At 67.9% G+C, this 26,372-nt stretch carries 19 protein-coding genes and 1 tRNA gene; 9 read left to right on the forward strand and 11 right to left on the reverse strand.

Annotated elements, in window-relative coordinates:
- Positions 1–106: 106 nt before the first annotated feature.
- Both ACHMXA_RS21065 and ACHMXA_RS21070 read left to right on the forward strand, forming a co-directional pair.
- Entirely contained in the window at positions 107–931 is an 825-nt protein-coding gene (locus ACHMXA_RS21065) for a ferritin-like domain-containing protein (RefSeq protein ID WP_176666782.1), read from the forward strand.
- A 211-nt stretch (positions 932–1,142) separates the two neighbouring features.
- Positions 1,143–1,457 (forward strand): hypothetical protein, encoded by a 315-nt coding sequence (locus ACHMXA_RS21070; RefSeq protein ID WP_395316298.1) that lies wholly within the window; start codon positions 1,143–1,145, stop codon positions 1,455–1,457.
- A 458-nt stretch (positions 1,458–1,915) separates the two neighbouring features.
- Here ACHMXA_RS21070 and ACHMXA_RS21075 read toward each other — a convergent pair whose 3' ends face one another.
- On the reverse strand, positions 1,916–2,206 hold the full coding sequence (locus tag ACHMXA_RS21075) for a hypothetical protein (RefSeq protein WP_176666784.1): 291 nt from the start codon (positions 2,204–2,206) through the stop codon (positions 1,916–1,918).
- 280 nt (positions 2,207–2,486) lie between these two features.
- A complete protein-coding gene (locus ACHMXA_RS21080; protein WP_176666785.1) occupies positions 2,487–2,927 on the reverse strand; it encodes a hypothetical protein in 441 nt (146 codons plus the stop codon).
- Positions 2,928–3,046: 119 nt separating this feature from the next.
- Here ACHMXA_RS21080 and ACHMXA_RS21085 point away from each other — a divergent pair, with 119 nt between their 5' ends.
- Positions 3,047–3,325, forward strand: a complete 279-nt coding sequence (locus ACHMXA_RS21085; RefSeq protein ID WP_176666786.1) for a hypothetical protein — start codon at positions 3,047–3,049, stop codon at positions 3,323–3,325.
- A gap of 33 nt (positions 3,326–3,358) precedes the next feature.
- Here the strand turns inward: ACHMXA_RS21085 and ACHMXA_RS21090 are convergent, their stop codons facing one another.
- Positions 3,359–3,610 carry a hypothetical protein gene (locus ACHMXA_RS21090; RefSeq protein WP_176666787.1) on the reverse strand — a complete coding sequence of 84 codons (252 nt, stop codon included), beginning with the start codon at positions 3,608–3,610 and terminating at the stop codon, positions 3,359–3,361.
- 606 nt (positions 3,611–4,216) lie between these two features.
- On the opposite strand from ACHMXA_RS21090, the gene ACHMXA_RS21095 reads away from it, so the two are divergent.
- From ACHMXA_RS21095 to ACHMXA_RS21105, 3 genes are all read left to right on the forward strand, one after another.
- A complete protein-coding gene (locus ACHMXA_RS21095; RefSeq protein WP_176666788.1) occupies positions 4,217–4,834 on the forward strand; it encodes a hypothetical protein in 618 nt (205 codons plus the stop codon).
- Between the two features lie 53 nt (positions 4,835–4,887).
- A tRNA-Gly gene (locus ACHMXA_RS21100) sits at positions 4,888–4,961 on the forward strand.
- A gap of 83 nt (positions 4,962–5,044) precedes the next feature.
- Positions 5,045–5,218 carry a hypothetical protein gene (locus ACHMXA_RS21105; RefSeq protein ID WP_395316299.1) on the forward strand — a complete coding sequence of 58 codons (174 nt, stop codon included), beginning with the start codon at positions 5,045–5,047 and terminating at the stop codon, positions 5,216–5,218.
- Between the two features lie 11 nt (positions 5,219–5,229).
- On the opposite strand, the gene ACHMXA_RS21110 is transcribed toward ACHMXA_RS21105, so the two are convergent.
- Genes ACHMXA_RS21110 through glgB form a run of 7 tightly spaced genes read right to left on the reverse strand, consistent with a single transcriptional unit; the run spans position 5,230 to position 22,533 of the window.
- On the reverse strand, positions 5,230–10,407 hold the full coding sequence (locus ACHMXA_RS21110; protein ID WP_395316300.1) for a malto-oligosyltrehalose synthase: 5,178 nt from the start codon (positions 10,405–10,407) through the stop codon (positions 5,230–5,232).
- Positions 10,397–12,277 carry a malto-oligosyltrehalose trehalohydrolase gene (gene treZ / locus ACHMXA_RS21115; RefSeq protein WP_218088366.1) on the reverse strand — a complete coding sequence of 627 codons (1,881 nt, stop codon included), beginning with the start codon at positions 12,275–12,277 and terminating at the stop codon, positions 10,397–10,399. The genes ACHMXA_RS21110 and treZ overlap by 11 nt, the downstream gene beginning before the upstream one ends.
- Positions 12,274–14,436: a glycogen debranching protein GlgX gene (gene glgX / locus ACHMXA_RS21120; protein WP_176666805.1), complete on the reverse strand. Its 2,163-nt coding sequence runs from the start codon at positions 14,434–14,436 to the stop codon at positions 12,274–12,276. Before glgX ends, treZ begins: the two co-directional genes overlap by 4 nt.
- A 10-nt stretch (positions 14,437–14,446) precedes the next feature.
- Positions 14,447–15,196 (reverse strand): hypothetical protein, encoded by a 750-nt coding sequence (locus ACHMXA_RS21125; protein WP_176666806.1) that lies wholly within the window; start codon positions 15,194–15,196, stop codon positions 14,447–14,449.
- A 36-nt stretch (positions 15,197–15,232) separates the two neighbouring features.
- Positions 15,233–18,568: a maltose alpha-D-glucosyltransferase gene (gene treS / locus ACHMXA_RS21130; RefSeq protein ID WP_176666807.1), complete on the reverse strand. Its 3,336-nt coding sequence runs from the start codon at positions 18,566–18,568 to the stop codon at positions 15,233–15,235.
- 12 nt (positions 18,569–18,580) lie between these two features.
- Entirely contained in the window at positions 18,581–20,644 is a 2,064-nt protein-coding gene (locus ACHMXA_RS21135) for an alpha-1,4-glucan--maltose-1-phosphate maltosyltransferase (RefSeq protein ID WP_176666808.1), read from the reverse strand.
- The gene (gene glgB / locus ACHMXA_RS21140; RefSeq protein WP_176666809.1) at positions 20,644–22,533 is read right to left on the reverse strand and encodes a 1,4-alpha-glucan branching protein GlgB; all 1,890 of its coding nucleotides are present in this window, start codon (positions 22,531–22,533) and stop codon (positions 20,644–20,646) included. The genes ACHMXA_RS21135 and glgB overlap by 1 nt, the downstream gene beginning before the upstream one ends.
- A gap of 239 nt (positions 22,534–22,772) precedes the next feature.
- On the opposite strand from glgB, the gene ACHMXA_RS21145 reads away from it, so the two are divergent.
- The 3 genes from ACHMXA_RS21145 (at position 22,773) to ACHMXA_RS21155 (ending at position 25,300) form a co-directional block, all read left to right on the forward strand.
- Positions 22,773–23,963 (forward strand): amylo-alpha-1,6-glucosidase, encoded by a 1,191-nt coding sequence (locus ACHMXA_RS21145; RefSeq protein ID WP_176666810.1) that lies wholly within the window; start codon positions 22,773–22,775, stop codon positions 23,961–23,963.
- 244 nt (positions 23,964–24,207) lie between these two features.
- Positions 24,208–24,453, forward strand: a complete 246-nt coding sequence (locus tag ACHMXA_RS21150; protein ID WP_176666811.1) for a hypothetical protein — start codon at positions 24,208–24,210, stop codon at positions 24,451–24,453.
- 220 nt (positions 24,454–24,673) lie between these two features.
- On the forward strand, positions 24,674–25,300 hold the full coding sequence (locus ACHMXA_RS21155) for a hypothetical protein (protein WP_176666812.1): 627 nt from the start codon (positions 24,674–24,676) through the stop codon (positions 25,298–25,300).
- Positions 25,301–25,358: 58 nt separating this feature from the next.
- Here the strand turns inward: ACHMXA_RS21155 and ACHMXA_RS21160 are convergent, their stop codons facing one another.
- The gene (locus tag ACHMXA_RS21160) at positions 25,359–26,267 is read right to left on the reverse strand and encodes a LysR family transcriptional regulator (protein WP_176666813.1); all 909 of its coding nucleotides are present in this window, start codon (positions 26,265–26,267) and stop codon (positions 25,359–25,361) included.
- Between the last annotated feature and the right edge of the window lie 105 nt (positions 26,268–26,372).

Below are 26,372 nucleotides of genomic sequence, written 5' to 3' on the forward strand. Positions count from 1 at the left end.
ACGATCCGTACTCCACGGCTAATATGTGTCCTGGCGCAAAAAACGAGAACCAACGAGGGGCTGCGCCATCCGTACTTGTACGGACAAAAAAGATCAAGGAGTTCGCATGGCAAGCCAAGATGCCGAAAGGCACTGGACGATCGAAGACCTGGATTTCTCGCGCATCGCGCTCGACAAGGTACGCCCGGACGAGAACCTCTTCTACCTGGTGACCTCCGCCTCCTTCATCGAGAGCGGCTCGGACCTCTACACGCACAACCTGGTCGACTTCTTCCAGGGCGACGACGAGGTCACGGAATGGCTCTCGCAGCATTGGGAACTCGAAGAACTCCAGCACGGCAGGGCCCTGCGTGCCTACGTTCGCCACGTCTGGCCGGAGTTCGACTGGGACACCGCCTACCGGAGCTTCCTGGCGGAATATGCGACCTACTGCAAGGTCGAATTGCTCGCCCCCACCCGCGGCCTCGAGATGACTGCCCGCTGCGTGGTCGAGACCGGCACCGCCACCTATTACCGCGCCATGGCCCGCAGCACCAGCGAGCCCGTGCTGCAGGACCTGGCGACGCGCATCGCGACCGACGAGGTCAACCACTACAAGCACTTCTACCGCTATTACCGCCGCTACCGCGAGCAGGAGAAGCTCAGCCGCCTGCGCGTGATGGGCACCATCGGCCGGCGCACCCTCGAACTCAAGAGCGAGGACGCCGACTGCGCGATCCGCCACGTGGTGCAGACCCGCTCGCCCGAGCGCGCCAGCGACACGGCCTACGTGCAGAAACTGAGCGCCGACATGAACAGCACAATCCGCACCAACCTGAGCCCCGGCACCACCTTGAAGATGCTGATGCGGCCTCTCGAATTGCCGGCGAAGGTGCAGACAGTGATCCAGTACCCGATCAGGCAGTTCATGCAGCACGTGTTCCTGCGCTGACCATTCACCCCTCTTTCGGACGCCAAGCGCCGGGGGCCCGTAGGCGCAAAGCGACAAACCGGAACGCTGATTCCATTTCGCACAACAGGCGCTTGGCTAATATTTGCGGTTACACATTCTTTCTATACAGAGAGACAAGGCCTGAGACCTTCGGACAAGCGCCTTCGCGCTCCTGGCAAGTCGGCTCGCAGCCTTGTTGCACGCGCGCCCGATGTTCGATCACAAAGCAAACCGCGAGCAGCCCTACACGATCCGGCTGGAGGGCGCCAGCCTTTCGATACGGGACCTGATGGAAGTGCGCTTCACCTTCCTGCGGCTGCTCGAGGATCGCATCGGCACCCCGGCGAGACTGCTGAAGTGCCACCGGGCGTGGATGAACCAGCTCGAATCCGGCATCGAATCGATGAGCGACACGCAGATCGCCAACGCCAGGCTCTGGCGCGAAGCCTGGGAACACGCCAGCGGAATCGCGACGCCCCTCCTGAGCCAGCCGCACAGCACCACCTTCCGCTTCGAGCTTTTCTGAGCTCTTGCACCAAGGGCGCCCGGGAGCGACGCAAAAAAAACCCAGCGCAAGGCTGGGTTGAACCTCTTGAGTGCTGTCACGCACAGAGAACTCGCACTTCAAAGCGAGCCCACAAAATCTAGGGCTTCATGCGCCGCCGCCTTGTCGGACGGGACCGACACTTCGAATCGATCTGGCTCGGTGCCACCCCGTGAACGCCGCGGCGACCCATCAAAACTGCCAAATAGTTCACGTTTTAATGAGTGTCCTACGGCGACTGCCTGTTTCCGGCTGACACCGGCTCTCCAGGCGACCACCGACGATAGCGACGCTGTCACGCAACAGGGCCGCATAAAAGAAGAGCTCTCCGTCAGTGCTTGAGCCTGCCCGCCAGGGCAACTCGAAACCCGCTTCGGCGGGTATTTTTTTGGCGAGCCGTCACGCCGGCGACCCGCATTTGCGCCCCGGCACTGCCGCGCTCAGCTTGCCGAACTCAGGCCCGGCTTGCGGCTTCCGTCCAGCGAATACAGCTGGGGCCGATCGTCCGCGGCGCCTTCCGCCACCACACCGTGCGCCGCCGCGCCCTGCGGCTGGCGATAGAGCTCGTTCTCAAGACGCCTGACGCGTTCGGCGTACATGCGGGCGAGCGCGCTGTGATGCTCTGCTGCCGCCTGGTGCTCGATGCGCGCCATCTGCGCCTCCTCGAGGAGGGCCGCCGCGCGCCGGAGATACGCTGTGTGATTCGGGCGAAACAGGAAGTCGAACGTCATTTCACGCTCCTTTCCGCAACGAGCTGCGGTGCGGACCATGTTCCTCCGCGCGCGCCGCCAAGTCTGTCGGAACACGCCTACCCTCGGGCTACCTTTTTCGGTTGATCCGCCCTACCACAAAGCCGTGACAGGTTTTCCCGTTCCGATGGGGACAACGCTGTGGAAAACCGTGTGCCCATCGCCCGGAAGCCTTGCCTGGCGTGGCCTGCAACGCGATGCCCGCGAAAGAGGCAGCACCGGAAAATTTTCTTTCCTCGGACCCCATCGAGGCGCCGCGGCGCTATCCCAGGTCCGAACGCCTGCAGTCGAAGGCGATGCCCGGCTCGATCCCTCGCAGCACCGGCACCTTGCCCATGAAGGCCACCCCCGCGCTGGCCAGGCGCCACTCGCCGGCCTTGAACAGCCTGAAGAGGTTCGTGACTTCGCTGCCCGCCGTCGGAATGGCATTGAACACGTAGACCGGCTCGCCGCCCTGGGTCTCGTCCATGCTCAGCAGCTCGGCCCGCATCTTGCCCATGGTGTCGGCTTCCTTCGTCCTGTGGCGGACGACGTCCATGTTGACGGTGCGAGCGTGTTCGTCGATGGCGATGCGGCGGATCCAGGGAGCGGGCCCCGCATTGCCCGGTGCGGGAACGCAGGAGATCGTTCCGGCGATGGCCGAGCCGGTTGCCGCGGCAGCAAGGAAGGCGGGAAGGATGAATCGGATGGACTTGGCTTTCATGCTCGGCACGGTATGAGGTCGGTCGGCTTTGCGGGGCGGTTCGACTGATGCCGAAACCTGCGCCTCGCCGCCGGCCTATTCTGACGGCACACCGGCCCGGCAGTAAGTAGCATGCCGCCATGTGGAAGCCCGCCCAGCCCATCGTCCTCGCCGGCCTTGCCCTGACAGATCAGGAAGCCTGGTGGTACGAATTCAAGGATGCGTTCCACGAACTTTTCCCCGGCGAACTCGACGAGGAATGGCTCGACGGCCTGACAACGACGCTCTACCAGGTCCACATGGACCGCGACCCGCGCGACGCGGCCGCGGTGGCCTACGCGACGCTCAACTACGAAGTGCCTGGCAACAGGCCCGACGAGCCCTCGACGCCTGCGCCGCGACGCCCGGGACGGCCTTGAACCGTCTTTCTCCGGGCGACGGCACCGTCACCGTCATCGCATCGAGGCCATTTCGCTACCAGAACCATCCATGGGACCGTCCATCGACCCGCTGTTGGCGAACCAGCGAAAAATATGGGAACGGTAGTCGCTGGTCGTCCTCATGTACAGGAACCCGGAAGCCGCGACGCCACGGTCGTCGACAGGAATGCCGGCGTCCCGAAGAGCTGTCAGCTCCGCGTCGGAGGGAATGTCGAGCGGCAGCTTCAAAGTCACCGTGGCTTTGCGATGAGTGGCCTTGGCCATGTATGTTCCTCTGGGCAATCTGAGTCGCCAGTAAATCCCTGCGCCTCGCTGCGCGCAATCCTGCTTTTGTGGGAGGCCGCTGCGCCGGGGAACACATCCGAAGGGGTATCACTTCTGGCTGCGCAGCGATGCGCAGGGCCGGAATCCCGTGTTGTGAGCTTTATCTCCACCCGAACCGACACGCCTGTCCTACATGCCCGACCGAATTCCAGAAGGGGGTTCTGACCACATGTCCGGCAAGAATCTGCCGACCATTCGCACCCGCGAGCAGGACGACCGATGACCATCAGGGAAATTTGCGCACGGCATGGACTCCAGCTCGAAAGAGGAAGCCGGGTGCTATGCGAGGGACGACCCGGCACGATCGTCAGGGCAAGCGGTCCGTTGCTCCGGGTGAAGTTCGATGGGAAGCAGATCAGCAGCCGCTGCGATCCGCTCGATGTGCAGGTGCTCGGGGCGGGTGTCCCGGATATATCGGGTGGTGCGGCTCGGGGTTCTGCGGCTTCGGCGTAGCGAATGAGGCCGCCGGTTCGCGTCAGCGTACAGTGCCGCGAAACCTGAGCATTCGCTCGACGATCACTTCTCAAGCAACCTGCGCGACCGCCGATGGCAATGGACTACCTCGCCGAACTAAGACGTCAAGGCTTCCGCCAGGCGGACGACCAACCGGATCCCGAGGGTCGCGTGCAGTTCGACAGCGACCTGTACCGCGGAACACCGGACGAGATCACGGTGCAGGTGTATGCCGTCGATCAGCAGGCACTGCAACGAGAGATCATCCCGACGCTGGAAGCGGTCCTGCCGCTGATCGACGAGATGGTCGAAGGGCTCGGAGAGATCGATGCCGATCTTGCGCAGATCATCCTGTTCCGCGGCCGACTCGGCCTCCACTACCAGCCGGATCCCGAGGGGCGCGTGCAGTTCGACAGCGACCTGTACCGCGGAACACCGGACGAGATCACGGTGCAGGTGTATGCCGTCGATCAGCAGGCACTGCAACGAGAGATCATCCCGACGCTGGAAGCGGTCCTGCCGTTGATCGACGAGATGGTCGAAGGGCTCGGAGAGATCGATGCCGATCTTGCGCAGATCATCCTGTTCCGCGGCCGACTCGGCCTCCACTTCTGGTCGCGTCGCATCAACAACGAGTTCACGGCTGTATACGCGCGCAGCGACGATCGCTGGGCTTTCCAAGGATTCGGCGAAATCTTTGTCGATGACTAGACGCGCCGGCGGGTCAGCCTGATCGGGAGATCACGCTAGAATCCGCGCCTGCTGCGGGTGTAGTTCAATGGCAGAACGGCAGCTTCCCAAGCTTCATACGAGGGTTCGATTCCCTTCACCCGCTCCAATTCACCGCCGGTGACGCCCCCTGCGGCAACGAGTTACCGCCCCCGCCCTCCTTCTGCATCGACTCGGACGCACAAGCGTCAGATGCCTCGACTGGCGAACCTGCCTGTCCGATCAACGTCGCCGTTCCTCGACGACCTGCCCGATGCCGAACTCTACTTTCTAGACGGCAGGCATTGGCTGCTGGAGACCCACCTCGATGAAGTCGTGGCGTTGATGCGGGACTTCCTCGGACGCAGGCATGCGCGGCCGGGCTGACGACGGACCGTTCACGATTTCGGCTCGCCTGTCTCCCGGGCAGCGGTGGTTTCACAGACCAGTGCGGCCCACGGCATCCGTCGCAACGCGTCGACCAGGCGAACACGCCCCTCCTCCACCGCCAGCGGCTCGCCGGTCAGCAGGTTCTTGAACGCGGCCGCGCCAACGTCCGCGGGAAGCCGCACCGCCGTGCCATTCCACTTCCCGGCAGCGGGCAGAGCCGGCACGACACCATCGTCGTGCGCATCGGAGCGCGCGAGGTCCACGAACAACCGTCCCGCCACGATCACCAGCATCCGGCCTTCACGCCTGCGCGCAAAAGCCACGATGTGCCTCGACAGCGGCCCGTCGACCACCAGCGGCTCGTAGCTGCCTTCGCGAAACAGCTCGGGATGCGCCCGCCGCAGCGACAGCAGCCGCCAGATGAACCAGAGCTTGGCGCGGCCGTCGTGCGGTGCCTCGGCCATCGAGCGCACCTGCTGCGCCAGGCCGTCCTGCCCGGCCATCGCCTTCAACCCGGCCAGGCATTGCTGCCGCAGCGCGTAGTCCACCGGGCGCCGGTTGTCCGGATCGACCAGGCTCAGCTCGATGAATTCGCTGCCCTGGTAGAGATCGGGCACGCCGGGCGAGCCGTACTTCAGTAGCGTGAGGGTGAGGCTGTTCCAGGCGCCGAACCAGGCCAGCCTGTCCGCCAGCTGCTGGATGTCCGCCAGGCATGCACTCTCCTTTGGTTCGGCCAGCAGATCGCGAACGAAGCGCTCGAGCGCGGCCTCGTATTCAGCGTCGGGCCGTGACCACCGCGTGCGCAGCTTGGCTTCCCGGGCGGCCTTCTGCATGTACTGCCAGATGCGATCGCCATAGCCGGGTGCAGTGCCGGCGTCGAGCCCGCCCAGGGGCAAGGTGCCGAGCAGGGTCTGGTACAGCAGGTATTCATCGGTGCGCGATGGCGCCTCGCCGCCCGCCAGCCTCTGGCGCGTGCTGCGGCAAAGGCCATGCCAGCGCGTGAGCGCCAGGGTCCACTCGTTGGGCATTTCCGAGAGCACGTCGATGCGGTTGCGCACGTCCTCCGAGCGCTTGTTGTCGTGCGTGGAGGTCGCCAGCATGGTGTGAGGCCAGCGCCGGGCGCGGTCGGCGCTCGCCGCGTGGAAGGCCTCGACCTCGATGCCGAACAGGTCCGGTTCGCCGCCCACCTCGTTGAGCGAGCTGAGCGGAAAGTAACGGTAGAAGGCCGTGTCCTCCACGCCCTTCGCCGCCACGGGCGCGCTGAACTGCTGGAAGCGCTGCGCGAAGCGGCGCACACGCTCGCGCAGCGCCGGCGGCGCGGAAGCCACGGCCTCTCCGCGCAGCGCGCTTCGCACGAAATCGAAGATCGACCGGTCGGCGTCGCCGCTCTGCCTGGCGGCCTCGTCGACGGCCGTATCGATGAAGCGCCCATCCTGTTGCGATGGCCCTTCGACGATGTAGGTCCGGTACACCGGCATGCACGCGGCGACGTCGGCCAGCGCGTGGCGCAGCGCATTGAGCGTGTAGTCGCGCGTGCCGCGGTCAGCGCCCGCGATGCGCCGCAGCTCGGTCGCCAGCACGTTCAGCTCCGACGCGAGTGCGTTGCGCATCACCTCGCGCCGGCCTGCGCGCGACACCGAGGCGAAGTCCGCGGCATCGCCGGTGAAGCGCTGCCAGGTGTGCACCACGCTCGCCTCGGCCGCGGTGTCGACCAGCACGCCGTTGGCCACGTTCGCGAATCGATAGCCGGTGGTGCCGTGCACATGCCAGCGCTCGGGCACTTCCTCGTGCGCCCCAGCGATCTTCTCCGCCACCACGTACAGGGGCCGTGCGGGCCGCCCCTGCGCGTCGTGCGCGGGCAGTACCAGTCCGGCGCGCCGCGCATAGCCCTCCTGCAGCTTGCGGAAGTAGTCGGCCGGGTCGTAGAGCCCGTCAGGGTGGTCGATGCGCAGGCCGTCCACCACGCCGGACGCGGCGAGATCCAGCGCGAGCGACTGCGTGGCCTCGAACACCTCGTCGCGCTCCATGCGCACGGCCGCGAGATCGTTGATGTCGAAGAAGCGCCGGTAGTTGATCTCGTCCGCCGCCACCCGCCAGTGCGCAAGCCGGTAGGCCTGCAGTTCGATCAGCCGGTGCAGCGCGTCGCGGGCTTCCGGCACGGCCAGGTTCAGCTCCGCCACCGACGACGCGAGCGCCCGCGCCACCGGGGCATGGTGCCCGGCGAGCCGGGCCAGCCGGAGCTTGAGCAGTTCCTTGTCGCGCACGCGTTCGGCCTGCCCCTGCGCGGAAACCGCATCGCGCCGCGGCAGATGGCCGAAAGCCGTAGCCAGGCTCGCCAGCTCCCCCGATGCGGCTGCATCGCCGATCCGCGCGAGCGCCCGTTCGAGCACCACGGGATAGCTCTCGGGCGCCAGCGGAAACCGGTGGTCGTAGTAGCCGATGGCGAAGCTGCCTGTCGCCTCCTCGAAGCGCAGCACCAGCTCGCCGTTCTCCAGCGCCTCGCCGTAGTGCGCGCCGAGCACGGGCAACAGCACCTTGCCGGTCAGCTCGGCGTTGAGCGGCTGCCAGTCGATGTCGAAGTGCTGTGCGAACAGCGACGCGGGCCCGTTCTCCAGCACGTCCATCCACCAGGCGTTGTCGGCGCCGAACACGCCCATATGGTTGGGCACCATGTCCAGCAGCTGGCCGAGGCCGTTGGCCTTCAGCGCAGCGGTGAAGCGCGCGAAGCCTTCCTCGCCGCCAAGCTCGGGGTTGATCTCCCCGTGCGCGACCACGTCGTAGCCGTGCATGCTGCCGGCGCGCGCACGCTGGATGGGCGAGCAGTACACATGGCTCACGCCGAGTTCCGCCAGATACGGCAGCACGCGGATCGCGTCGTCGAAGCCGAAGTCCTTGTGGAACTGCAACCGGTAGGTGGCGCGAGGCACGCGGGTCCGCAGGCCCGGCGACGAGCCCTGCCCCTTCGACTCGGCCCGGCGCGGCCGCTCGGCGCGCAAGGCATCGCCCAATCCGCGCATGAGTTCGCCGCCAGCCAGCGCCGCCACCGGTTCGGGCAGCTTGCGCCGCCAGTTCGGATGCTCGTCCACCGTGCCCGGCATGTTGGCCTGGGCCACGAGGCCCGCCACGTCCTCGAGCTGCACCATCATCAGCGCCGATGGCGCCGCGGCCAGGAAGGCATGCGCCGCCTCGACGATGCGCGCGGACGGCACCGCGAGCCCGGCCGCCTGCGCCACCTCCTCGCGCGACAGCAGGCCCGCCTGCCGCAGGGCCTGCATCAAGGCGATTCGCTCGCGCGCGCGGTCCATCAGCTGCCTGTCGAAGATCGCCGGGTCGGGAAACAGGCCGAGCGCGAGCCGCTCCCGCAGGTCGGAGGCCGTCCACCAGCCCGCGAAGGTCGCGAGGTCGTGCGTGCTGAGCGCAACGAGGGCGGCCGGCGGATAGGCGTCGGGCTGCGTGAAGCCGCCGTCGCCCTGCCTCTCGAAATACAGCAGTCGGTAGGACAGCACGTCGGCCTGCGCCAGCGCGTCGCGCATCGCTTCTTCGACCGTGCCGAGATCCTCGCCCACGACCATGCAACGCTGCCGCTGGCTCTCTATCGCCACGATGGCCAGCATCTCGTCCAGCGCATAGCGGACGTAAGCCCCCTCGCGCGCGCTCCGGCCCTGCGGAATCCAGAACAGCCGCATCAGGCCCATCACGTGATCGATGCGCAACGCGCCCGCGCCATGCATGCAGGCCCGCAGCGTGTCGATGAAGAAACGGTAGCCGTCTGCGCGCAGGCGGTCGGGGCGCAGCGGCGGAAGGCCCCAGCCCTGCCCGGCCGGGTTGAACTCGTCCGGCGGCGCGCCGACGCTGGCACCCTGGGCAAACATCTGCTGCGCGCCCCAGGCATCGGAGCCGGCGCGATCGACCGACACCGCAAGGTCCACGTACAGGCCGACGCCCATGCCGAGCGCATCGCAGCGCGCGGACACACGCGCGAACTGCCGGCTGGCGATCCACTGGAGGTATTGATGGAACTGCACGCGCCGCGCATGGGTGACCGCAAAGGCCGTGACCTCGGCCGAATCCGGATCGCGCCAGGCGGCCGGCCATGCATGCCAGTCCCGTGCGCCGTCTCCAGCGGCAAGAAAGCGCGCCTGCAGCGTCTCGAAGATGGCGTGCTGCCGCAGCGACTCGCCGCGCTCCGCGACGAAGGCCAGGAACTCCCTGCCCGACTCGTCGGGCGCGCCCTCCGGCGGCAGGTGGCGCGCGCAGAAGTCGTCGTAAAGCAATTCGAGCACTTCGAGCTTTGCCGCGGCCACGCCCGCGTAGTCCACCAGCGGCGCGGCGCGCAGCGCGGCAAGGCGCGCCTGGAAGCCGGGCGAACGCACCCTGTCGCGAGCCGGCTCGCAGCCTGCGAAGCCGTCCACCGCTTCCACGTCGATGTAGAGCACGTTGAGGTGCTGGCGCGACGAGGGGCTGTACGGACTCGCATCCGTCGGCGTGCTCGTGAACAGCGCATGCAAGGGGTTCAGGCCGATGATGTCGGCGCCCTGCTCCGACATGCGCACAGCCAGGTCCTCCAGATCGCTGAAATCGCCGATGCCCCAGTTCCGCGGCGAGCTCAAACCGTAGAGCTGCGCCGTCACTCCCCAGACGCGGCCGCCGTCGCGTACGACAGGTGGCCGATAGCAGCGGCCGGGCGAGGCAAGCACCAGGGTCTCGCCGCGCAGGCCCTCGATGCGCAGCCGGTGGTAGCCCATCTCCAGGCCGACCGGCATCTGCAGCACGCGCTCGCACAGGCAGGCACCGTCGATGTCGATGCGGCCGGTCTCGGGCAATGCCTGGGCATCGGCTTCACCCTCCAGTTGCCTGCCGTGTTCGTCGTCGAGCTGCCAGCGGATCCGGCGCATGGACGCCGGCAGGCGCAGCGTCACCGGCCAGGCGGGCTGGCCGGCCAGCACTGCCCGCACCGGCGGCAACGCCTGCGCCCAGCGCGCGCGGCGCGCGGCCTCGAGCGCCTTGCCCGCCGGCACCGTGCCGTCGAGCTGCACGCCGAATTCGCCCAGCAGCGCGACCAGGCTCTCGGCGGACGCCTCGCAATGCTTGCCGAACGCATCGGAGTAGCCGGTCGAAATGCCGAAGTGCGCGCACAGCCTCCCCAGATCGTCCGCGGCGGGGCCGTGGCGTGCTTCATCCGTCATTCAACGCTTCCAGTGTCACGTGCACCGCGCCGCGCGCGAGGCGCAGGGCGCCATCGCTGTGGGTCGCGCCGTCGCTGTAGACCACTTCGCCGGGCGGCGCCACCACATCCTCCACAGGCCGTGCTCCGAAGTGGGCCAGCATATGCAGGCGTGTCGAGCCATCGCCGGCGTTCACCGGCTTCAGCTCCCACTGCACTTGCAGCGTGTCGTTCTCGCACCGGTAACTGCTCGCGCCCTTCGCGCCGCCGAGCCGGGGCACAAGCAGGTGATGGCGCAGATCCAGCAGCTGCTGCACCTCGCTGAGCCGCGAGAAATGCGGACGAGCCCCACGCTCGCGCCAGCGCAGCTTCGAAGCCAGGAAAGTCTCTTCGGCGTTCGGGTCCGGAATGCGCGCGCGGGCAGCCTCGTCGGCGAAGGCCGCGAAGCCGCCGAACTCCGCGCGTCGGCCTTCGGACACCGCCGTCGCCAGTTCGGGCCCGAAGTCGCAGAAATAAAGGAACGGCGAGGAAGCCGCGAACTCGTCGCCCATGAAGAGCATCGGCACATGCGGCGACAGCAGCAGGCAGGCCAGCGCCGCACGCACCAGCACCGGGTCGCCCAGCGCGTGGATGCGCTCGCCGAAGGCCCGGTTGCCGACCTGGTCATGCGTCTGCAGGAAGGAGACGAAGGCCTGCGACGGCAGCCGCGCGCTCGGCTCGCCGCGGCGCTGCCCCTGCCGGAACACCGACGGCTGCCCCTGGTAGATGAAGCCCTCGGCCAGCGCGCAGGCGAAGCGGCGCACCGGGTCGTCGGCATAGTCGGCGTAGTAGCCGTCGCGCTCGCCGGTGGCCAGCACGTGCACCGCGTGGTGCAGGTCGTCGTTCCACTGCGCGGTGCCGATCGAGGGCGAGCCCCGGTCGTCGCGCACCAGCATCGAGGCCCGGTTGTCCTCGTTCTCCAGCACCAGGTGCACATGGCGCCCGCGCGCCGGCCCGGCATCGAGCGCCTCGCGGATCTCGCGCACGATGTGCAGCCGGCTCTGGTCGTGGATGGCATGCACCGCATCCAGGCGCAGGCCGTCGAAGCGGAACTCCTCCACCCAGTAGAGCGCGTTGTGGATGAAGAAGTCGCGCACCGTGCGCGACTCCGGCCCGTCGAAGTTGATCGCCGCGCCCCACGGCGTCTGCCGCCCGGCATTGAAGAACTCGGGGCAGTACGCATGCAGGTAGTTGCCTTCCGGCCCGAAGTGGTTGTAGACCACGTCGAGCAGCACCATCAGCCCGAGCGAATGCGCCGTGTCTATCAGCGCCTTGAGTTCGTCGGGCGTGCCATACGAGGCATCGGGCGCGAACGGCAGCACGCCGTCGTAGCCCCAGTTGCGCCGCCCCGGAAAGTCCGCGAGCGGCATGAGCTCGATGGCGGTGATGCCCAGTTCGGCCAGCTCGGCCAGCCGCTCGCGCGCCGCGCGAAAGCTTCCTTCTTCGGTGAAGGTGCCCACGTGCAGCTCGTAGACCACCGCCTCTTCCCAGGGGCGGCCGCGCCAGGCCCCGTCCGTCCACTGGAAGCGCCGAGGGTCCACGACCTCGCTCGGGCCATGCACGTCCTCGGGGTTGAAGCGCGAAGCGGGATCGGGCACGCGCGTGCCGTCGGGCAGGCGGTAGCGGTAGCGGTCTCCGTGCCCCGCGCCGGGCACGCTCAGGCGATGCCAGCCGCGCCCGTCGCGCGACATCGGCTTCGAGGAGGTTTCGCCGCCGCCGGGCGCATGGTGCGGATGATGTTCGAGCACCACGGTCTCCGCGGAAGGTGCCCAGAGCGCGAAGTCGGTGCCGTCGGCGAGCACCGTCGCGCCGAACGGCATGCGATGCACGTGGGTGTCCGTGTGAGCCGTCATGGCCGCACGTCCGGCCGGCTCAGCACCACGAGCGAGCGGCATTGCAGGGGATATTGGGGCTCCGACCAGACGGGCGCCAGCGTGGCCGCGTCTTCCGTGGTGGCGGGCGGCGAGCTGTTGGCGGTGTCGACCAGCAGCCGCCAGGCGCCGTGCCGCATCGGCGGCAGCGTGAAGGCGATCTCGTCGTGATGGGCGTTGAGCAGCACCAGGAAGTCGTCGTCGTGCTGAACTTCGCCGCGCAGCCCGCGGTCGACGATGCCGCTGCCGGGGATGTACATCGCGATGCAGCGCGCGCTGGGGTCGTTCCAGTCTTCCGGCCGCATCTCTCCACCGTCGGGCTTGAGCCAGTGGACGTCGGTGACGGTCTCGCCTTCGGAAGGCTGTCCCGCGAAGAAGCTGCGGCGCCGGAACGACGGGTGCGCGCGGCGCAGCGCCACCATGCGCTCGACGAAGGCCGTGAGCGCGAGCCGCTCGGGCGTGGAAGTCCAGTCGATCCAGCCGAGTTCGTTGTCCTGGCAGTAGACGTTGTTGTTGCCCTGCTGCGTATGGCCGCGCTCGTCGCCGGCCAGCAGCATGGGCACGCCCTGCGACAGCAGCAGCATCGCCAGCAGGTTGCGCTTCTGGCGCTCGCGCAGCGCCACCACCTCGGGGTCGTCGGTGGGCCCTTCGATGCCGCAGTTCCACGAGATGTTGTGGCTGTTGCCGTCCCGGTTGTCCTCGCCGTTGGCCTCGTTGTGCTTGTCGTTGTAGGAAACCAGGTCGTGCAGCGTGAAGCCGTCGTGCGCGGTGACGAAGTTGATGCTCGCGGTGGGGCGCTTGCCGGACCAGCCATAGAGATCCTCGGAGCCGCTGATGCGCCTGGCCACCTCACCCAGGAGCCCGCCGTCGCCCTTCCAGAAGCCGCGCAGGCCGTCGCGGTACTGGTCGTTCCATTCGGCCCAGCCGAGCGGGAAGTTGCCGACCTGGTAGCCGCCGTGGCCCAGGTCCCAGGGTTCGGCGATCAGCTTCACCCGGTTGAGCGTGGGGTCCTGGCGGATCGCATCGAAGAAGCCGCCGAGGTTTTCCACCTTGCCCGACTCGCGCGCCAGCGCCGAGGCCAGGTCGAAGCGGAAGCCGTCCACGTGCATCTCCTCGGCCCAGTAGCGCAGCGAGTCCATCACCAGCTGCAGCGCATGCGGGTGCTCGAGGTTGACGGTGTTGCCGCAGCCCGTGAAGTCGTCGTAGTAGCGGCGGTTGTCGCCGTTGACGATGTAGTACGAGGCGTTGTCCACCCCGCGCAGCGAGAGCGTGGGGCCGAGCTGGTTGCCCTCGCAGGTGTGGTTGTAGACCACGTCGAGGATCACCTCGATGCCCGCCGAGTGCAGCGTCTTCACCATGGTCTTGAATTCCTTGACCTTGCCCGAGGCGCTGTAGCGCATCTCGGGCGCGAAGAAGGCCAGTGTGTTGTAGCCCCAGTAGTTGCGCAGGCCGCGCTCGGCCAGGTGGCGGTCGTTGAGGAAGCTGTGTACCGGCAGCAGCTCGACCGTGGTCACGCCCAGCCGCTTGAGGTAGTCGACCACCGGGGCGCAGCCGAGTCCGGCGTAGGTGCCGCGCAGCCCGGGCGGCACGTCGGGGTGCGTCATGGTGAAGCCGCGCACGTGCATCTCGTAGATCACCATGTCCTGCCACGGCACCGAGGGACGGCGGTCGTCCCCCCAGGTGAAGGCGGTTTCGAGCACGCGTCCCTTGGGCATCAGCGGCGCGCTGTCCCGGCGGTCGAAGGAAAGGTCTTCGCGCTTGCTTCCGACGGTGTAGCCGTAGAGCGCGTCGCCCCAGCGCAGTTCGCCCACCAGGTCCTTGGCGTAGGGATCGATGAGCAGCTTGTGCGCGTTGAAGCGATGCCCCTCCTCCGGCTTGTAGGGCCCATGCACGCGATAGCCATAGGCCTGCCCGGGGCGCGCCTCGGGCAGGTAGCAGTGCCACACGCCGTCCGTGCGCTCGAGCACCGGGATGCGCTGCAGCTCATGGCGGCCCTGCTCGTCGAAGAGGCAAAGCTCGACCTTGTCGGCGTGCTGCGAGAACAGGGCGAAGTTGACGCCCTCCCCATCCCAGGTGGCGCCGCGCGGATAGGGTCGCCCGGGCCAGACGGCGCTGATCGCCAGGTTGGTCTTTCGAATCATGCGTTGTGTTTCAGTGTGGAGGACGGTCGTTGTCGAAGTGCGGGGGGCGGCTGCCGCCGACGGTGGTCACGCTCGGCGGCGGCTTGGCGCTTCCCGTCTGCCGGGGCCACCAGCGCTCGATCTGGGCCTTCGCCCAGTCCTTGCCGGCCAGGCCGAAGGCCAGGGCCAGGGCGAACACCACGCCCGCCAGGATCACCAGGAAGCTCTCGCGCACGATGTCGCCGCCGACCTTGATCTGGTCCAGCGCGATCAGGATCACGAAGGCCATCACCGCGTACTGCGCGACCTTGCCGAAGAGCACGGCGTCCTGCATCTTCACGCTGCGGAAATAGCTGCTCACCGCCTCGCCCACGAAGCGCGCGAAGTAGGAGCCGAAGGCCAGCACCAGCAGCGCCACAAACACGTTGGGCACGAACCAGACGATGCGCCCCAGCAGGTCGGCGATGTAGCTCAGCCCCATGCCGTTGAAGGCGATGAGCAGCGAGGCCAATATCACCAGCCAGTAGGTCAGGATGCCGAACAGGCTGCTGGTGTCGCCCGCCAGTCCGCCCTGGCGCAGGAAGTTGTCCAGCCCCGCACGCTCGGTCAGCACGTTGAAGTTGATCGCGCGCAGCGCCTTGGTCACCGTGAAGCGGGCCGCCTTGGCGACCAGCCAGCCGACCAGGACCACCACCAGCGCGATCAGCAGGCGCGGAATGAAGGCGCCGACCTGATACAGGATCGCGCGCAGCGGCTCCAGGTGAATGCCGAAGTTTTCCATGATCTGTCTTCCGTTGAAGGTGGCCTCGGCGGTGGGTCAGGCACGGGGCTGCTGGATCAGCGCGAGCACGCCATGCAGCGGAACCTGCGCCCATTCGATGCGGTTCTCGAGCTCGTAGCGCAGCTCGTAGAGGGCCTTGTCGATCTCGAACAGCGCGAGCAGCTCGGCATCGAGCGGCGCGCCGTCCGGCCCTGCCAGCGCGGCGCCGTAGCCGCCCAGGAAGGCTTCGCGCGTTTCCCGCTCCCAGGCGATGGCTGGCGCGGCAAGCCGCTCGGCCTCGTCGGGGCTCTGGGCCACCCGGCGGAGCGCCGACCAGCGGGCGTAGTTGAACGAACGCAGCATGCCCGCCACGTCGCGCAGGGGCGAACTCTTGGTGCGGCGCTCCTCGAAGCTGCGAGCCGGCTCGCCCTCGAAGTCGATGATGACGAAGTCGTTGTCCTTCACCAGCACCTGGCCCAGATGGAAGTCGCCGTGGTAGCGGCTCTTGATGCCGCCGCCCTCCACCGGATGGCGGGCCTCGATGCTGGTGCGCAGCGCATCCTCCGCATCGAGCAGGCTGCGCGCGTCGGCCTGCGCGGCGGCCGGCAGTTGCTCGATACGCTCGCGCAGCAGCGCAAGCGTGGCGGCGGCGTCGTTCGCCGCGTGCGACTTGAAGCCGGCGAAGTCGGCGGGGGCCAGCGGCTCGGGGTCGAAGGCGGGCGATCCGGTGCGCGTGGCGAGCGCGCGGTGCAGTTCCGCGGTGCGCCGGCCCAGCGTGGCCATGAGCGCGAGGAAGCCGCCGTGCACGCTGGACGCATCGGGCACGCCGGGCGCGGTGCCGTCGGTGGTGAGCACGTCGCGCAGGAAGCGCTCCAGGTAGCCGAGCGTGTAGTCCCAGCCATCGCCCTGGTTGGCCACGTAGCCCTGCACCATGGCGAGCGTCATCGTGCGCCCGTCGCTGGTCATGTACTCGAGCGCGCCGAGCACCGGCACGCAATGCGGGTAGCGCGCCACCTCGGTCAGGAAGCGCCCCATCTCCAGTTCGGGGTTGATGCCCTCGCGCACATGGCGGTAGCCCTTGAGGAACAGGGTCTCGTCCAGCGTGAGCGCGGTGTTGCTGCTCGCGCCGCTGGGCCGGCCGACGGGCAGCGCATCGATGTCGACGGCGATCTCCGCGAAGGCGGCGGTCGGCCGGAAGACCAGCTTGCCGCCCAGGGTGGGCAGCTCGGCGCCCGCGGCGATGGTGCGCACCAGTGCGCGGCAGAAGGCCTCGTCGTAGAAGGCGTCGCCCATCAGGCCGACCTGCGCCTGCTGCCGCACCTTGGCCAGCGCGGCCTGCCCCACGCCGGCCATGCGTTCTTCATCGCGTTCTTCCCAGGCCAGCGCGAGCGGCATGAAGTAGGTGGCGCCTCCGGGCGGTCCTTCGAGGTCGAGCAGGGACAGCATCCAGCTCTGGCCGTCCACCTCCCAGACGGCGTGGTCGGCCAGCCGCGCGCGCTGGATGGCCGTTCCCTTGGAGGCGTACCAGCGCTGGATCTCGATGTGCCGCGGCAGCGTCTCCAGCTCGAACTGGTTGCGCATGCGCTCGGCCATGCCGATGCGCCACGGCATCACCCGGTCGCGGAAGAAGCTGGTCCAGCCGTCGAAGAGCACCAGCGTGGGCCGCTCCTGCAAAGCCACGCCCTCCTGGTGCCAGCTGGGCGCGTTGGCCTCGGCGGTGAGCCTGAACCAGTAGAAGCCATAGGAGGCCAACGTGAGCAGGTACGGCAGCTCGCCGATGGGCGGGAACGGCGCGCGGCCGAGCATCTCGATCGGCACGAAGCCCTTGAACTCGGAGAGATCGAGTTCCACCGGCTGCGCGGCGCGCGAGAGGTTGAACACCGCCAGGATGACGTCGCCGTCGTACTCGCTCAGGTAGGCCAGGATCTTGCGGTTGCCCGGCTTCAGGAAGCGGCGCCTGCCGCGGCCGAAGGCATGGCTGGTCTTGCGCACGGCGAGCATGCGCTTGGTCCAGTTCAGCAGCGAGCTCGCGTCGCGCGCCTGCGTCTCGACGTTGAGCGCCTCGTAGCCGAACAGCGGGTCCATGATCGGCTGCAGGTACAGGCGCTGCGGGTCGGCGCGCGAGAAGCCGGCGTTGCGGTCCGGGCTCCACTGCATGGGCGTGCGCACGCCGTTGCGGTCGCCCACGAACACGTTGTCGCCCATGCCGATCTCGTCGCCGTAGTAGATGATGGGCGAGCCCGGCATCGACAGCAGCATGCCGTTCATGAGCTTCACGCGGTCCATGTCGTTCTCCATCAGCGGCGCCAGCCGCCGGCGGATGCCCAGGTTGATGCGCGCGCGCATGTCGGCCGCGTACATGGTGTACATGTAGTCGCGCTCCTTGCTGGTGACCATCTCCAGCGTGAGCTCGTCGTGGTTGCGCAGGAAGATGGCCCACTGGCAGCCCTCGGGAATGTCGGGCGTCTGCGCCATGATCTCGACGATGGGGTGGCGGTCTTCCTGGGCGATGGCCATGTACATGCGCGGCATCAGCGGGAAGTGGTAGGCCATGTGGCACTCGTCGCCGTCGCCGAAGTATTCGCGCACGTCCTCGGGCCACATGTTGGCTTCGGCCAGCAGGAAGCGGTTCTTGTACTCCGCGTCGATGGCCGCGCGCAGCTGCTTGATCACCGCATGCGTCTCGGGAAGGTTCTCGTTGCTGGTGCCGTCGCGCTCCACCAGGTAGGGAATGGCATCGAGCCGGAAGCCGTCCACGCCCATGTCGAGCCAGAAGCGCATCGTCTTGAAGATGGCCTGCAGCACAGCCGGGTTGTCGAAATTCAGGTCGGGCTGGTGGCTGAAGAAGCGGTGCCAGAAGTACTGCTTGGCGACCGGGTCCCAGGTCCAGTTGGAGGCCTCGGTGTCGGTGAAGATGATCCGCGTGCCCTGGTAGATCTGGTCGGTGTCGCTCCACACGTAGAAGTTGCGCTCCGGCGAGCCCGGCGGCGCGAGCCGCGCGGCCTTGAACCACGGGTGTTCGCTGGAGGTGTGATTGATGACCAGCTCCGTGATCACCCGCAGGCCGCGCTTGTGCGCCTCGGCCAGCATCTCGCGGAAGTCGTCCAGCGTGCCGTACTGCGGATGCACGTCCTCGTACTCGGAGATGTCGTAGCCGTCGTCGCGCAGCGGCGAGGGATAGAACGGCATCAGCCAGATGGTGTTGACGCCCAGCTCCTTCACGTAGTCGAGCTTGGCGGTGACGCCCTTGAAGTCGCCCATGCCGTCGTTGTTGGAGTCGAAGAAGGCCTTGACGTTGAGCTGGTAGATCACCGCGTCGCGGTACCACAGCGGATCGTCGCTGTTGTCGATCTCGACGGTTTCGAGCGCGATGTGGGAGACAGGTGCGTTCATGGGCGAGCGACCTCAGAGGAAGTAGTCGAAGTCTCGTTCGTCGCCGTGGCGGCGGCGGACCACGAAGATGTGCGCGGGCACGCTGTGGGGATCGAGCCGGACGTAGTGCCAGTCGCCCTGCCAGATGAATCGCTGGCCGCTGAGCAGGTCGTGCATCTGGAAGCTGGCGCCGGCCGCGACGCCCACGCTGGCGGGCTCCAGCCCGAGCCAGCCCGACTGCGTGTTGTGCGGATCGAGGTTGACCACGGTGACGATCACATTGGAGCCGTCGGGCGACTCCTTGGCATAGGCCAGCAGCTGGTCGTTGTCGATGTGCAGGAAGCGCAGGCTCCTGTCCCAGTGCAGCGCGGGGTTCTCGCGGCGGATGCGGTTCACCCGCGCGATGAAGGGAGCGAGGCTGGCGGGGTCGTCGTGGTTCCAGTGGCGCAGCTGGTATTTCTCGGAATCGAGGTATTCCTCGCTGCCGGGTCCGCGCGGCAGGTGTTCGCACAGTTCGTAGGCCGGCCCATAGATGCCGTAGTTGGCCGCGAGCGTGGCAGCCAGCACAAGCCGCGACATGAACACGGCCGGCTCGCCGGCATGGAACTGCTCATGAAGGATGTCGGGCGTGTTGGGCCAGACGTTGGGGCGGAAATAGTCGATGCCGGGGCCGCTGGAAAGCTCGGTGAAGTACTCCTGCAGCTCCTTCTTCGTGTTGCGCCAGGTGAAGTAGGTGTACGACTGCGAGAAGCCGAGCTTGGCGAGCCGGTGCATCACCTTCGGCCGCGTGAAGGCTTCGGCCAGGAAGATCACGTCGGGATGCGCGCGCTTCACCTCGCCGATGGCCCACTCCCAGAACGGGAAGGCCTTGGTGTGCGGGTTGTCCACCCGGAAGATGCGCACGCCCTCGCCGATCCAGTGGTCGAGCACGCTCTTGAGCTCGGCCCACAGGCCCCGCCAGTCTTCGCACTCGAAGTTGAAGGGATAGATGTCCTGGTACTTCTTGGGCGGGTTCTCGGCGTACTGCACGCTGCCGTCGGGGCGCCAGCGGAACCAGTCGGGATGCGCCTTCACGTAGGGATGGTCTGGCGCGCACTGGAAGGCGATGTCCAGCGCGATCTCCAGGCCATGCGCCGCGGCGCGGTCGAGCAGGCGCCTGAAGTCTTCCGCGCTGCCCAGGGCCGGCAGGATCGACTTGTGCCCGCCCTCCGCCGCGCCGATGGCCCAGGGGCTGCCCACATCGCCGGGGCCTGCTTCCAGCGCGTTGTTGGGGCCCTTGCGCTGTTCGCGCCCGATGGGATGGATGGGCGGAAAGTACAGCACGTCGAAGCCCATGGCGGCGATGGCCGGCAGGCGCGCCTCCACGTCCCTGAAGGTGCCGTGCGCGCCGGGCACGGGGCTGGCCGAACGCGGGAACAGCTCATACCAGGTGCTGAAGCGCGCGCGCTCGCGGTCGGCCACCAGCGGCAGCTCGACCGGATGGCGCACCGCGTGCCGGCGGTCGGGATGGCGCCGCGCGAGCTCGGCGTATTCCTCGTCGAGCGCCAGGGCCTTGAGCGAGACGACGTCGGATGCCGGGCTGGCCGCCACGGCGTCGAGCTCGGTGGCCCACCGCTGCAGGGCGACGCGGTCGGCGCCCTCGGCGCGAGCGGCGGCGGCCGCGATCTCCAGCGCGCCGACCTGCGCGGCGATGCGCACGTCGTCGGGATCGACGCGCCGCGTCATCTCGCTGCGCCACGACTCGAACGGATCCACCCAGGCGACGGCGGTGTAGACGTAGCGCCCCATCGAAGGCGGCGAGAACCTGGCCTCCCACACGTCGTTGCCCAGCGGCTTCATCGGCACTTCGCGAAAGCCGGCCTGGTCGTGCGCGCGCCAGCACAGCTGCACGCGCAGCACGTCGTGCCCGTCGGTGAAGCAATGGGCGCGTACCCGCACCGGCTCACCCACCACGCGCTTCACCGGGAAGCGGCCGCCGTCCACGCAGGGCAACACGGCGTCGATGACCGCGCGGACGGTGCCTGACGCCCCGTTCGCGAACTCCATGTCCGCTCCCGCCGGCGGGGAGGCAGTCTTTGCAGAGAAGATGTTCTTCATCAGGGACAGTGCTCCAGGATCAGCGTGGACAGCGGCGGCAAGGTGATGCACACCGATTGCCTGCGGCCATGGGAACGCACGGGCGCCGCCTCGACGCCGCCGAAGTTGCCCCAGCCCGCTCCACCGAATTCCGACGCATCGGTGTTGATCAGCTCCCGCCAGCGGCCACCGAGCGGCACGCCGAGCAGGTAGTTGGTGCGGGGCACCGGGGTCATGTTGCTCACCGCCAGCAGGGGCGGACTGCCGTCCTCCGCCTTGCGCAGGAAGGCGAACACGCTGGTGTCGGCGTCGTCGGCCGCCACCCACTCGAAGCCCGCGGAAGAGAAATCGACCTGGTGCAGCGCGGGCGCGTCCCTGTAGACCCGGTTGAGCTGCGACACCAGGCGCTGAAGCCCCTGGTGCCCCTCCAGTTCGCAGACCCACCATTCGAGTTCGCCGTCGTGCGTCCATTCGCGCCGCTGGCCGAACTCGCCGCCCATGAAGAGCAGCTTCTTGCCCGGGTGCGCCCACATGAATCCGTAGAGCGCCCGCAGGTTGGCGAACTGCTGCCAGCTGTCGCCGGGCATCTTGTTGAGCAGCGAGCCCTTGCCGTGCACCACCTCGTCGTGCGAAAGCGGCAGCACGAAGTTCTCGTGGAAGGCATACACCAGCGAGAAGGTCAGCTTGTGATGGTGATAGCGGCGATGGACCGGGTCCTCCTTCATGTAGGCCAGCACGTCATGCATCCAGCCCATGTTCCACTTCTCGCCGAAGCCCAGGCCGTCCATGTCGGTGGGCCGAGACACGCGCGGCCACGCGGTCGATTCCTCGGCCACCGTGACCGTGTCGGGGTGCTCGCGGTAGACGGCGCGGTTGAGCGTCCGCAGGAAGTCGATGGCTTCCAGGTTCTCGCGCCCGCCGTGGCGGTTCGGAATCCATTCGCCGTGCCGGCGCGCGTAGTCGAGGTAGAGCATCGACGCGACGGCGTCCACGCGCAGCCCGTCGAGGTGGTACACGTCGAGCCAGAAGAGCCCAGACGACACCAGGAAGCTGCGCACCTCGGAGCGCCCGTAGTTGAAGATGCTGGAGTTCCACTCCGGGTGGAAGCCCTGGCGCGGATCGGCGTGTTCGTAGAGGTGCGTGCCGTCGAAGTACGAGAGCCCGTGCTCGTCGGTCGGGAAGTGCGAAGGCACCCAGTCGAGCAGCACGCCGATGCCCTGCTGGTGCAGGTGGTCGACGAGGTACATGAAGTCCTGCGGCGAGCCGAAGCGTGCGGTGGGCGCGAAGTAGCCGGTGGTCTGGTAGCCCCATGAGCCGTAGAAGGGATGCTCGGTCACGGGCATGAGCTCCACGTGCGTGAACCCCATTTCCTTCACGTAGGCAGCCAGCTGGTGGGCTATTTCGCGGTAGCCGAGAAACCGGCCGTCCTGGCGCCGCCATGAGCCCAGGTGCACCTCGTAGACCGACATGGGAGCGCCGAGCGCGTTGCGCGGGCCGCGCGTGGCCATCCACTCGGCATCGTTCCATTCGTAGGAAAGTTCGCAGACCCGCGAAGCGGTGGCCGGCGGCAGTTCCGCGCTGAAGGCGACCGGATCGGCCTTGTCGACGGTGTAGCCGCCGTGGCGTGAACGGATGCGGTACTTGTAGGCCTGCCCGACCGCGGCGTTGGGAACGTGTCCATGCCATATGCCGGTGCCGTCGGCACTCGGCGCCAGCGCATCGGCGTCGCCGGACCAGTAGTTCCAGTCGCCGATCACCGAGACGGACTCGGCGTTCGGCGCCCACACCGCGAAGTGCGCACCGCCCTCTTTCGCGGGGTGGCATCCCAGCACGTCGTAGAGCCGGGAGTGGGTGCCCTCGCGGAAAAGATAGGCGTCTCGCTCACCATGGAGTGGATGATTCGGCGGCACGGTGCTCCCGTTGAGAAAGAGTTCTCGGAGTCCTCTCTTCAGAGTCCTCTCGTCTGGTGCTCCTCAATTTGCTGGCGTGCGGGGCACCGTGGTTAAGGCCGGCGCCGATTCACCATGTCGGAGAGAAGCCCGTGCGTCCGCCCGAACCGGACGGGAGCGGCGGGCGGGGCCGCGTCGAAATGCCCCACTGTCGAGCGGGCGGTTGATAAAAAGAGAGCGCCACGCCACGATACGAACGCATGACTGACCTGGATGCCCCCACGCTCGACCTGATCGAAACCTGCTCGCAGGCCTCCCTCGCTCTTCTGGAACGCAACCTGACGCCGCACGGCATCCTCGCGGCCTCGCGCACCGAAGCCGCCGAGGCGCGGCGCTACACGCGCATCTTCGGACGCGACGCCGCGATATGCGTGATGGCGATGTGCGGCAGCGGCGTTCCAGCGCTGGAGCAAGGCGCAGTGGCGAGCATCGACTCGCTCGCGGCGCGGCAGGCCGCCAACGGACAGATCCCGAAGTACGTCGACCCCGAAGGCCGCGATGCCGACTTCTGGTACCTGGGCTGCATCGACGCCACCCTGTGGTGGCTGATTGCCGTGGACCATGTGCGCCGTCACGGGCAGGTCGGCTCCTCGCGCTGGAGCGCGGAGGCCGGCCGCGCACTGGACTGGCTGCTGGCACAGGAGCACCAGCACTTCCGGCTGCTGCAGCAGAACGAAGCCAGCGACTGGGCCGACATCATGCCGCGCTCGGGCTACGTGCTCTACACCAATGCGCTCTGGTACGAGGTCAAGCGCCGATACGCGCTGGACCATGCGGAGGCAACGCAGCACCATTTCAACCACCTGTTCAACCCCTTCCAGCGGGACCTGCCCGAATACCACCGCGCGCGGCTGCTGCAGCACTACGCGCGCCGCGGCCGGCGCGACCCCGGGCTGTATCTCAGCTTCGTCAACCTGGCCGTGGTCGGCGACGAGGGAGACGTATTCGGCAACGTGCTGGCCATGCAGAGCGGGCTGGCCGACACGGCCATGGCGCAGCGCATCGTCGACACCATCACGCAGGCGCGAGCCAGCGATCCCTACCCCGTGCGCGTGGTGCTGCACCCGCTGTCGCGCCAGCACCCGCTGTGGCGGGCCTACATGGGCCGCCACCAGCAGAACATCGTGCACCAGTATCACAACGGGGGCATCTGGCCCTTCGTCGGCGGCTTCTGGGTGATGGCGCTGGCCAGGCTGGGCGCACTCGAGATGGCCCGCGCCGAACTCGCGCGGCTGGCGCAGGTCAACGCGCTCGACGACTGGCGCTTCACCGAGTGGTTCCACGGCCGGACGCTGTCGCCCATGGGCATGGCCGGGCAGAGCTGGAATGCCGCGACCTTCCTGCTCGCGCGGCGCGCCCTGCTGGACTGCGAGGCCGCCCGTGGATCCTGATCGGTCCTGATCAGGGCGAGCGTCGGACGCCTGCAGTCGCCGGTGCTCGGCACGTCCGCTCGTAACGAGCCGCACTGCGCCCTCTTCCAATGGGAACTAGGCCATAGGTACCCATCCCCTGTAGGAATACAGCCCGTCTTTCCCCCGCCTAGGGGCTTCGCTCTTGTCGATGGAAACCTTCGACTTCGATACTGTGTGCCGGACCTGCAGTCCGATCGCGGATCATTCGGAAGGAGCGACGGCAATGCCGATGAATTTCCTGAGGCGCATCGAGGACGCCTCGTTTCCCCTGGCCATCCACACCGACGCGGACATCCAGTGCGCCGCGGTCCTGGCGGCTGCCCAACTGGTGGAGGCAAGCCTGCCCGAGCCAGGTACGGGGGCCGGCCAGGGCGGCGTCATCCTGCGCATCACTCCGCTGGGCAGGGCGGAACTGAAAAGGATGCACGCCAAGGACCGGAACAGCGACTGCGAGGCCTGTTCCGATTGAGGGGGTTGCAGAGCCAGCCTTGAAAGCGCAGTGGCAATGCCATGCCCGCGAGGGCAGGCCTGGCCCGCGCGTCTGCCTGCGCCGCCGGCCCGACAGACCGAGGTCGCGAGCCGCCGCGCGGAACGGCCTTCATCCGGCCTCGCTCATCACGTAGCATCCGGCTCCAGTTGCATCGCCAGATGGGTCGCCTGACCTCTCTTCCTTCATCCGGAGCCGGTCCATGAAGCTGCTGTTCGCCCTGTTTCTCTCCGCGCTGCTCTGCGCCTGCGCAAGCACGCCCGGCACCGCGCCGGGCAACACGGGAGGAGCACCGTCGGGCGTCGAGCAGGCGACCGAGCCGGCACCAGCCCCGCCCACTGGCATCCAGTGGCGCTACATCGATTCCAAGTCGTACGAAGCGGTGAGCCCCGGCCTGGGCATCAGCCATCGTTTCGAGAGCAGCGCCGGGTGGGTCGACGTCTACGTCTACGACATGAAGCGCAGCTGGCAGGCAGGCGTCGGCGATCCGCAGTTCGACGAACACTTCAGGAGCACCATTGCCGAGGTGCAGCGCGCCGTCGCGCAGGGCATGTACGCAAGCGCCAGGGTCGGACCCACGCGGGACGTGCGCATCGAAGGACTGACCTTCCGCTCGGTCTCGTTCCGCCTCGTGCGCGCGCGTGACGGCACTCCCTACGACTCGTTCACCTACCTCGCTGTACGCAACGGCAAGCTGCTGAAGTACCGCATCTCCTTCAACACACCCACGCCGGCGAACACGGAGGCGATCGCGCGCGAGTTCATCGAACGCAACCTGCGCACCGGCCCCGAGGTGCCGGCCGGCACGCGCCAGCTGCGCAGCGCCTGACGCCCGGGCCTTGAACCCGCTCCCGCTTCGCCGGAGCGCGCGCTGCCCCTCGACGTTATCAGGCTGCCCGACGCGGCGACGCGCCCGGCAGCTTCGCCACCCTTTCGGCGAGAAAGTCCACCAGCACGCGCACACGCTGCGGCTGGTGGCGGCGCGGCGCATACAGCAGGTGCATCTCCTGCGCGGGACCGGTGTGGCGGCCGAGCACGCGCACCAGCCGGCCCTGTGCGAGCAGGTCGGCCACCATCCAGGTGGGCTGCAGCGAGATGCCGGCGCCGCCGAGCACGGCATCGAGCATCGCCACCGCGTTGTTCACCCGGTAGCGGCTGCGCACGGGCACCGCGACGGGGCCTTCGGGGCCCTGCAGCAGCACGCCGTCATCGCCGGCCCCATAGCGCAGGTAGTCGTGCCCGAGCAGGTCCTGCGGCTTGCGCGGCTTGCCGCGTGCGGCGACGTAGTCCGGCGAGGCGACGAGTACGCGCGGCCACGAGCCCAGGTGGCGGGCGACAAGGTCGGGCGGCAGGGTTCCGCCCACGCGCAGCGAGACGTCGATGCGACCTTCCAGCGGATCGATGAAGCGGTCGTCCAGCACCAGCTCGAGTTCGATGTCGGGATGAAGGCCCAGGAACTCCAGCGCCATCGCGTTGAGGTGGCGCTGCCCCAGCGTCACCGGCGCGCTCATGCGCAGCAGGCCGCGCGGCTGCTGCACGCCTTCGCGCGCGTCGGACACCGCGTCGCCGTATTCCTCCAGCACCCGGCGGGCACGCTCGTGGAAGCGCTGGCCTTCCTCGGTGAGGCTCAGGCCGGCGGCGGTGCGGCGCAGCAGGCGCACGCCAAGGGAACGCTCCAGTCCGGCCACCAGCTTGCTGACGGTCGGCTGCGTGGTGCCGAGCGCGCGGGCCGCGCCAGAGAGGCTGCCCAGCTCCACGCTGTTCACGAAGGCTTCGAGGGCGCGCAGGGTGTCCATGGAGTATTCGAATGTGGAATGGCGTGGATGCCATTCTGCCGTCTACCCATCTTGATGGGCATGAATGAAAGTCGCGGCATCGCTTCGACTTTCATCACCAGGATC

The organism is Variovorax sp. UC74_104 (assembly GCF_044055375.1).
Taxonomy (GTDB): Bacteria; Pseudomonadota; Gammaproteobacteria; order Burkholderiales; family Burkholderiaceae_C; genus Variovorax.